Origin of the sequence: Herbaspirillum sp. B65, assembly GCF_000333555.1 — a bacterium.
Taxonomy (GTDB): domain Bacteria; phylum Pseudomonadota; class Gammaproteobacteria; order Burkholderiales; family Burkholderiaceae_D; genus Herbaspirillum; species Herbaspirillum rubrisubalbicans.
Window position 1 is genome coordinate 1 of sequence record NZ_BADI01000729.1, and the last position, 1011, is coordinate 1011.

At 56.8% G+C, this 1011-nt stretch carries 2 protein-coding genes; both read left to right on the top strand.

Annotation, left to right across the window (positions count from 1 at the left end; genetic code table 11):
- Positions 1 to 197 (top strand): hypothetical protein (locus I5W_RS32870; protein WP_217284451.1); only part of this gene is annotated, 197 nt, incomplete at its 5' end.
- A gap of 31 nt (positions 198 to 228) precedes the next feature.
- On the top strand, positions 229 to 885 hold the full coding sequence (locus I5W_RS17175; RefSeq protein ID WP_017454348.1) for a TetR/AcrR family transcriptional regulator: 657 nt from the start codon (positions 229 to 231) through the stop codon (positions 883 to 885).
- The last annotated feature ends 126 nt before the right edge of the window (positions 886 to 1011 follow it).

Below are 1011 nucleotides of genomic sequence, written 5' to 3' on the forward strand. Positions count from 1 at the left end.
ATGGCTATTCTATAGTTATGACTATCTATTTCGCAACGGCGAAATGCGTAAATTTTTTATTTGTTGAAAATATTCCGCAAAGGCAGATTGGGCGCGCCTCAGAGCCCTATCGAGACTTTCTGTGCGGAAAGGATGTCCGGCCAGCGCCGTTGGGAAGATTGATATCGATCACTATCGAAAATGACGCTATGAGATAATCTTCGGTCATCACGAACCTAGATTTCCCCCATGAGCCCTGCCAGTCCCAAGAGCCCCCGTCAAAAACCCGATCTCTCCGGTAAGAAGCAACCGGCACAGCAACGCGCCACCGAAACCTATGAGCACATCCTGACGGTCACGGCGCAGATGCTGGAGGAAGTGGGGGTGGAGCGCTTTTCCACCAACCTGGTCTGCGAACGCGCCGGCATCACGCCGCCAGCGCTCTATCGCTATTTCCCCAACAAGTACGCGTTGCTCAGCGAGTTGGGGCAGCGCCTCATGCAGCGGCAGAACGAGCTGATCCCCAAATGGATCACCCACGAGGTGCTCACGGGCTCGGGGGATGAACTGGAGCGCGCGCTGACGGGCCTCATCCTCGATACCCATCGCGTGACCAAGCGCACCCCGGGTGGGGTTTGGATCCTGCGCGCATTGCGTGCCGTGCCGGCCTTGCAGCAGGTACGCTTGAATTCCCATGCACTGGTCACCGAGACCGAGGCGCAGTTGCTGCTGGAAGCCTTTCCCAACGTGCCGCCACGCGAGCTGATGGTGGTCGGACGGGTGGCGGTCGACATGATCTATGCGGCCGTGGAGTTGTTGTTCGACGTGTCATTGAGTCGGCAGTCGGTGGCCAAGGTGGTGGCCTCCATGATTGCCAGCCATCTCACTCCCTTGCGCGACCGTTAGTCGAGTACCTGAACCACGGTCAGTGGGAGGTGCAGCACAACTTCTTTACAATCGCGCCATCGTCTTTACAAGCTGCGTAGAAATTTTTTTCATATCGGGCATTTCGGCAATCGCACGCTCTTCAAT